At 73.3% G+C, this 6,252-nt stretch carries 6 protein-coding genes; 3 read left to right on the top strand and 3 right to left on the bottom strand.

The genetic code is table 11. The features are described from left to right. Positions 1-112: 112 nt before the first annotated feature. Positions 113-1,003, bottom strand: a complete 891-nt coding sequence (locus E1264_RS38825; protein WP_132181943.1) for an NAD(P)-binding domain-containing protein — start codon at positions 1,001-1,003, stop codon at positions 113-115. Between the two features lie 92 nt (positions 1,004-1,095). Between E1264_RS38825 and E1264_RS38820 the strand changes: the two genes are divergently transcribed. From E1264_RS38820 to E1264_RS38810, 3 genes are all read left to right on the top strand, one after another. After that, complete coding sequence (locus tag E1264_RS38820; RefSeq protein WP_243711436.1) at positions 1,096-4,257, top strand: BTAD domain-containing putative transcriptional regulator; 3,162 nt, start codon at positions 1,096-1,098, stop codon at positions 4,255-4,257. After that, on the top strand, positions 4,254-5,141 hold the full coding sequence (locus E1264_RS38815) for an arylamine N-acetyltransferase (protein ID WP_132181941.1): 888 nt from the start codon (positions 4,254-4,256) through the stop codon (positions 5,139-5,141). The genes E1264_RS38820 and E1264_RS38815 overlap by 4 nt, the downstream gene beginning before the upstream one ends. A 152-nt stretch (positions 5,142-5,293) precedes the next feature. Continuing rightward, the gene (locus tag E1264_RS38810; protein ID WP_132181939.1) at positions 5,294-5,488 is read left to right on the top strand and encodes a hypothetical protein; all 195 of its coding nucleotides are present in this window, start codon (positions 5,294-5,296) and stop codon (positions 5,486-5,488) included. A gap of 76 nt (positions 5,489-5,564) precedes the next feature. Here E1264_RS38810 and E1264_RS38805 read toward each other — a convergent pair whose 3' ends face one another. Both E1264_RS38805 and E1264_RS38800 read right to left on the bottom strand, forming a co-directional pair. After that, complete coding sequence (locus E1264_RS38805; RefSeq protein WP_207936818.1) at positions 5,565-5,762, bottom strand: hypothetical protein; 198 nt, start codon at positions 5,760-5,762, stop codon at positions 5,565-5,567. 87 nt (positions 5,763-5,849) lie between these two features. Beyond that, positions 5,850-6,206: a DUF3140 domain-containing protein gene (locus tag E1264_RS38800; protein ID WP_132181937.1), complete on the bottom strand. Its 357-nt coding sequence runs from the start codon at positions 6,204-6,206 to the stop codon at positions 5,850-5,852. Positions 6,207-6,252: the final 46 nt, after the last annotated feature.

Genomic DNA, 6,252 nt, shown 5'->3' with positions numbered 1-6,252 from the left:
ACAGGGAACCCCCCCAGCGACGCCCCCGGGAACGCCCCCAGGGACGACGCCAAGAACGCCCCCAGCGACAGCCCCAAGGAGGGCCCCAAGGACGCCCCCGGGAACGGCGGTTTCAAGGGCGGCGGATCACCTCGATGACGCTGGACAGGCCGTCCGACCCGTGACCGGCGTCGACGGCGCGCCAGAACAGGTCCCTGAGCGCGAGCGGCCCGGCCGTGTCGATCCCGGCCTCGCGGGCGGCCTCCACGATGTGGTCGGCGCCGACGGCCTGCATCCTGAGGGTGTGGTCGTCACCGGGGTGGACTCCGGCGTCGATCGTCTCGGTGATGATCTTCAGGAAGCCCATGGGGCCGTCCGACGCGAGGTCCCCCACCGTCGCGGCGGCGAACGGACGGAACTGCTCGGCCGACACGCCCGCCGTGCCCAGCAGCGCCACCGAATGCATGTAGGCGGTCAGCGTCGACCAGAACAGGTACAGCTGCGCCTGGTAGTAGAGCGACGACAGCCCCAGGTCTGAGCCCACGAAAGTGGTGTCGCCCAGCTCGCCGAGCGTTTCGCGGTGCCGGTCGAGGATCTCCTCCTCCCCGCTGTAGAAGACGTACGCGCCCGGCTTGCCGATGCCCTGCGGCGGCGCCATGACCCCGCCGGTCAGAAACTCCGCACCATGCTTGGACGCCCATTCCCCGGCGCGGCGCAACTCGTCCGGGCTACCGGAGCTGAGGTTGACCAGGACGCGCCCCTTGAGTGCCCCGACGGCATCGTCTGCGGAGTCGAGGGAGTCGTACATCGCGGTGTAGTCGGTCTGGCTGATGACGATCAGTTCGGACGCGGCGAGCGCGTCGGCGGGCGTCGCGGCGAGGGTCGCGCCCTTGGCCACGAGCGGCTCCGCCTTGGCGGCCGTCCTGTTCCACACCGTGGTCGGGTGCCCGTTGCCAAGGAACGTCGCGGCCATCGCCGCGCCCATGGGCCCGAGGCCGATGACCGTCACAGGTGATTTCGCCATTGAGTCCTCCTCTGAGTGGTGGGGTGAGCCTCGCTGCCGGTGCTACGGAAATGCTTCGGGCGGTTCCGTAGCGGGTGCGTACGCTGGACATCGTGCGTTTCGGGGTGCTGGGGCCGCTTGCCGTCTGGACGGGCGACGGCACGGATGACGCCACGGGCCACGGCACGGGCAGCGGGACCGCCGTGCACGTCCCGGAGCCGAAGGTCCGGATGCTGCTGGCGATGCTGCTGACCGACCCCGGCCGTCCGGTCTCGGTCGATCGGCTCGTGGACGCGCTGTGGGGCGACCGTCCGCCGCGGAACCCGTCCGGCACGCTGCAGGCCCGCGTTTCGCAGCTGCGCCGGGTCCTGGACGATGCGGAACCGGGTGCGCGGGCGCTGCTCGTCTCGCGTCCGCCCGGATACCTGATCGACGTGGCCCCGGACGCGGTGGACGCCGGACGTTTCACGGCGCTCACCGTCCAGGCGCGCGAGACGACCGACCCGCTGGCCAGAGCACGTCTCCTGGGAGAGGCGCTGGCGCTGTGGCGCGGCCCCGCGTTCGATGGTCTCGACCTGCCGCACGGCACCGCCACCACTGCCGTCACCACCGCAGCGGCCGAGCTGGAGGAGCGGCGGCTGGTCGCGCTGGAGGAGCACGCCGAGGCCCGGCTTGAGCTGGGCGAGCACGCCGCGCTCAGTGCGGACCTGGCGGCGGAGGTCGCCCGCCATCCGCTCCGGGAGCGGCTCCGCGCAGCGCACCTGCGCGCCCTCTACCGTGCCGGACGCCAGAGCGAGGCCCTCGCCGCCTACCACGACCTGCGGGAACGGCTGGCAGACGAGCTGGGCGTCGACCCGAGCCCCGAGCTGTCCGCGCTCTACATGTCGATGCTGGAGCAGGAACCGTCCGAGGCGGGACGGCCCCGCACGGCGTCGCGGCTGCCGACCACCATCGGGGAGCTGATCGGGCGCGGCGACGCGGTCGAGCGGGCCCGCGCGCACCTCGTCTCCGACCGGCTGGTGACGTTGACCGGCCCCGGCGGCGTCGGCAAGACGCGGCTCGCGCTGGAGACGGCCGCGCGGTCGGCTGGCGACCACCCGGACGGGGTGTGGATGGTCGAGCTGGCCGCCGAGCAGGCGGGCACGGCGGCGGACGTCGCCGAGCCGGTGGCGCGCGTCCTCGGGCTGTGGGACGAGGGCGGCGACGGTCCCGTCGAGCGGCTCGTCCGGGCCTTGGCCGCCCGCCGGTCGCTGCTCGTCCTGGACAACTGCGAGCACCTCATCGAGCCCGCCGCCGAGCTGGCCGGACGCCTGCTGGCCGGGGCGCCGGGCCTGCGGATCCTCGCCACGTCCCGGGAACCGCTGGGGCTGCCCGGGGAGCGGCTGCAGATCGTCCCGCCGCTGGATCTGCCCGGCCGCGAGACGGCACCGGACGCGCTGCTGAAGTCCAGCGCGGTGCGGCTGTTCGCCGCGCGGGCGGCGGCCGCGGCGCCGGGGTTCGCGCTGGACGAGGCGTCCGCGCCATGGGTCGCGTCGATCTGCCGGCGCCTCGACGGGCTGCCGCTCGCGCTGGAACTGGCCGCGACCCGCGTCCGCGCGCTCGGCGTGCGGGAACTGGCCGCCCGGCTCGACGACCGGTTCCGCATCCTCGCGGACGCCCGGCACGGCGGGCCAGCCCGGCAGCGGACGCTCCGCGCGATGATCGACTGGAGCTGGGAGCTGCTGACCGTCCCGGAGCGGGTCGCGCTGCGGCGGCTCGTCGTCCACGCGGGCGGCTGCACGCTCGACGCGGCCGAGACGGTCTGCGACACCGACGCCACCGTGCTGGCGAGGCTCGTCGACCGTTCGCTGATCACCCGCGCGGAGGACGACGGCCGCTACCGCCTCCTGGAATCGGTGGCCGCCTACGCGCTGGAACGGCTGCGAGAGGCTGGCGAGGAGGACGAGTTCCGCCACCGCCACGCCCGCTACTACACCGCCCTGGCCGAACGCGCCGCCGAGCGCCTGCGCGGCCCTGAGCAGCCGGAATGGCTGGACGTCCTCGACCGCGAGGCCGCCAATCTCACCACCGCGCTGAAACACGGCGACGCCGCCGTCACCGTCCGGCTGGCGAACGCGCTGGGCTGGTACTGGTTCCTGCGCGGCCGCTTCGGCGAGGCCCGCAACGCTTTCGAGGCGGCATCGCGGCCACCCGCCACACCCTCAGCAGAAACCGCCACATGGCTGGCCGCCTTCACCATGCTCTCCGGCGAGACCAAGGATTCGGAACAACTCCGCCAGACCGCCCTGGCCACCCACGCCGCCCACCAGAAGGACGAGTTGGCGCAAGCCAAGGCGGAATGGCTCCTCAGCCACGTCCACTGGGCATACGGCGACTTGGCCGCGAACGAAGAACGCGTAGCCCACGCCATCTCCGTCTTCCGCGCCCACGGCGACCGATGGTTCACAGCCGCCGCGCTCACCACCCGCGCCAAGTTCGCCCTGGGGCACGGCCGGCTCGCGGCGGCGCGCGAGGACGCCGAGACCAGCATCGCCATGTTCGACGAGCTCGGCGACCCGTGGGGACGGCTGGAGGCGTCCGACGCCCTCGCCCGCCACGCCGAGATCATCGGCGACCACGGCGAGGTCGCCCGCCACCACCGCGCCGCCCTCCGCGTCGCGGAGGACCTGCGGATGTGGCCCGAGGTCTCCTACCGGCTGTCCGGGCTAGGCCGCGTCGCGCTCCTCACCGGCGACCTCGACCAGGCCCACGACCTGCACGAACGCGCGCTCGACCTGGCCGGACGGCACGCGGCCCGGTCCGCGCGGGAGTTCGCCGAGATCGGGCTCGGGCTCGTCGCCAGGGCGCGCGGTGACCTCGACGCCGCCGAGGCGCACCTGCGCGCCTCGCTCGGCTGGCTGCGCGGCATCGGCGGGACGGCCGGGATCGCGTTCGCGCACGCCCAGCTCGGTTTCATCGCCGAGGAGCGCGGCGACGCCGAGACCGCGCTCGCGCTGCACACCGAGGGCCTCGCCGGGGCCCGCGCCGTCGGCGACCCGCGCGCCGTCGCGCTGGCCCTCGAAGGGCTCGCCGGGGCCCGCTCCCTCGCGGGCGATCATGCGGCGGCGTCCGGGCTGCTCGCGAAGGCCGCCGCGCTCCGCGAGGCCGCCGGGGCGCCGCTGCCCGCCGCCGAACGCCGCGACGTCGACCGCATCACCGGGAGGATCCGGGACGCGTCCGGTGTTACCCCACAGATGGGCACGTTCCAGGGCGAGGGGAAAGAGTGGAGAGCATGAGCGAGGATCTCGGATACGGCTGGCAGGGCGACGCCCTCGACCTGCCCGCCTACCTGAAGCGGGTCGGCCACGACGGCGATCTGGCCCCGACCGGCGACACGCTGCGCGCCCTGCACCGCGCACACACCACGTCCATCCCGTTCGAGAACCTGGAGATCATGCTGGGGCGGCCGGTGGACCTGTCGCTGGACGCCGTCCAGGCGAAGATGGTCGGCCAATCCCGCGGCGGCTACTGCTACGAGCACAACCGCCTGTTCGCGGCGCTGCTGGAACGGCTCGGCTACGAGGTCACCGCGCTTGCCGGACGGGTCGCGCTCGGCGCCCGCAAGCTGCTGCCCGCCACGCACGCGCTGCTGCACGTCCGCCCGCCGGGCCAGCCGCGCGAGGAGCCCGCCTGGCTGTGCGACGTGGGCTTCGGCGCCGGCCCGCTGGAACCGCTGCGGCTCCGCGACGGCGAGGAGGCCGACCAGGACGGCTGGGGCTTCCGCCTCCACAAGGGCCGGACCGTCACCGCCTGGACGCCGAACACGGTCGGCTGGGAACTCCACCAGCGCGGGCCGGACGGCTGGGTCCTGCGCCACACCTTCACGATGAACGAACAGTTCCGCGTGGACTTCGAGGTGGGCAACTTCTTCGTCTCGAAGAGCCCGACCTCACCGTTCTCGACCCGCCCGTTCGCGCAGAAGTTCAGCGTCGACGCGCACCGCGTCCTGGACGGCACGAAGCTCACCGTCAACCGTCTAGGCGGCCCCACCGAGACCCGCACGATCACCCCGGACCAGTTGCCCGAGACGCTGGCGGAGGACTTCGGAATCGTCCTGGAGCCCGAGGACGCGACGCGCCTGGTCGACTTCCAGCGCAACCTGACCAAGGCGGAGAACTAGGAAGCGACGTCCTCAGGGGGCGAGGAGCGCGGACATCCCGACCCCGTTCTGGCCGAAATGAGGCTTGAAGCCCGCCCTCCGGGTACCGCCCACGAGATCGGACCTGCGCGGACCCGGACGGGCCCGGCACATATCCGCAAGCTGGAGGGCTGATGAGCGATCGCAAGAACGACGAGGACCGGCCGCTCGCCGACCGCCGCGCCGAGGCCGAGCCCGGCGCGCCCCAGGAGGACGACCCCGACTTCGCGGAGGAGCACGCCCCCGGCCCCACCGACCCGCCGAACGCCGAGGACGACGCCCCGGGCGGCGAGGACGACGGATACCTCCCACCGGCCCAGATGCCCTAGCGGGCTCGATCACCGTCACACAGAGACCGTCCCGGGGCAGGCAACCTACCCCGGGACGGTCTCGACGCCATCACTCCTAGTCGGGATGCGGAGGCCGCTGGTCGGGCGGGGTCCCGCCGCCTTCACCGCCTCCCTTGCTGCCCTTGTCGGTGCCGTGCGCGTGGCCCTTGGCCCGCGTCTTCTTCGGGTCGGTGGCCTCCGGCGCGGGCTCGTTCGTCACCGAGGTCCGGCCCGATCGCCGGATCTCGGGTTGCTGCGGGTTCGGCATGCTCATCCCTCCTCATGCGGCATGCGGCCCTATGCGGCGGCTCCGCTGCCCCAGACGCCGCGCAGGCGCCGGGCGGGCGCCACGCAGTAGGCGTTAGGCGCTGGACGGTTCGGGACGCAGCGGGTCATGCCCCACCGTCATGAGCGCGTGCCGCCATTCCTCGTCCTGCTCCGCGTCCGGTGGACGGTTTTCCAGCTGGTCCTCCACGTAGTCCACGACCTGCTGCATCACGTCCGCGTCGCTCTCGGTCAGGTCGACCTTCCGCTTGCGCAGGACGTCCACCACGCGGGAGCCGAGTTCGGACACCCCCGGGCTCGGTCCGGGCGGGAACGCCTCCTCGCCGGACGCGTCCGTCATCAGCCAGATGCGCAGCTCGTCGGAGGTCATGTTGACGAGCCGGTGGAAGTCGTCCCAGGCCAGCTCCGCCTCGGCCGGTATGCGATCGTTCATTGGATTTACTCCCTGTTGCCCGTTCCGCCCCCGCCCTACCCGACAC

Origin of the sequence: Actinomadura sp. KC216 (assembly GCF_004348535.1) — a bacterium.
Classification (GTDB): domain Bacteria; phylum Actinomycetota; class Actinomycetes; order Streptosporangiales; family Streptosporangiaceae; genus Spirillospora.
The sequence above is the reverse complement of the archived record's forward strand: the minus strand, read 5'-3'. Positions and strand labels throughout refer to the sequence as shown.

Bases quoted from the DNA above. Each gene is read 5' to 3' on its own strand.
- E1264_RS38815 (WP_132181941.1), top strand. From the start codon at position 4,254: ATGAGCGAGGATCTCGGATACGGCTGGCAGGGCGACGCCCTCGACCTG.
- E1264_RS38825 (WP_132181943.1), bottom strand. From the start codon at position 1,003: ATGGCGAAATCACCTGTGACGGTCATCGGCCTCGGGCCCATGGGCGCG.
- E1264_RS38810 (WP_132181939.1), top strand. From the start codon at position 5,294: ATGAGCGATCGCAAGAACGACGAGGACCGGCCGCTCGCCGACCGCCGC.
- E1264_RS38800 (WP_132181937.1), bottom strand. From the start codon at position 6,206: ATGAACGATCGCATACCGGCCGAGGCGGAGCTGGCCTGGGACGACTTC.
- E1264_RS38805 (WP_207936818.1), bottom strand. From the start codon at position 5,762: ATGAGCATGCCGAACCCGCAGCAACCCGAGATCCGGCGATCGGGCCGG.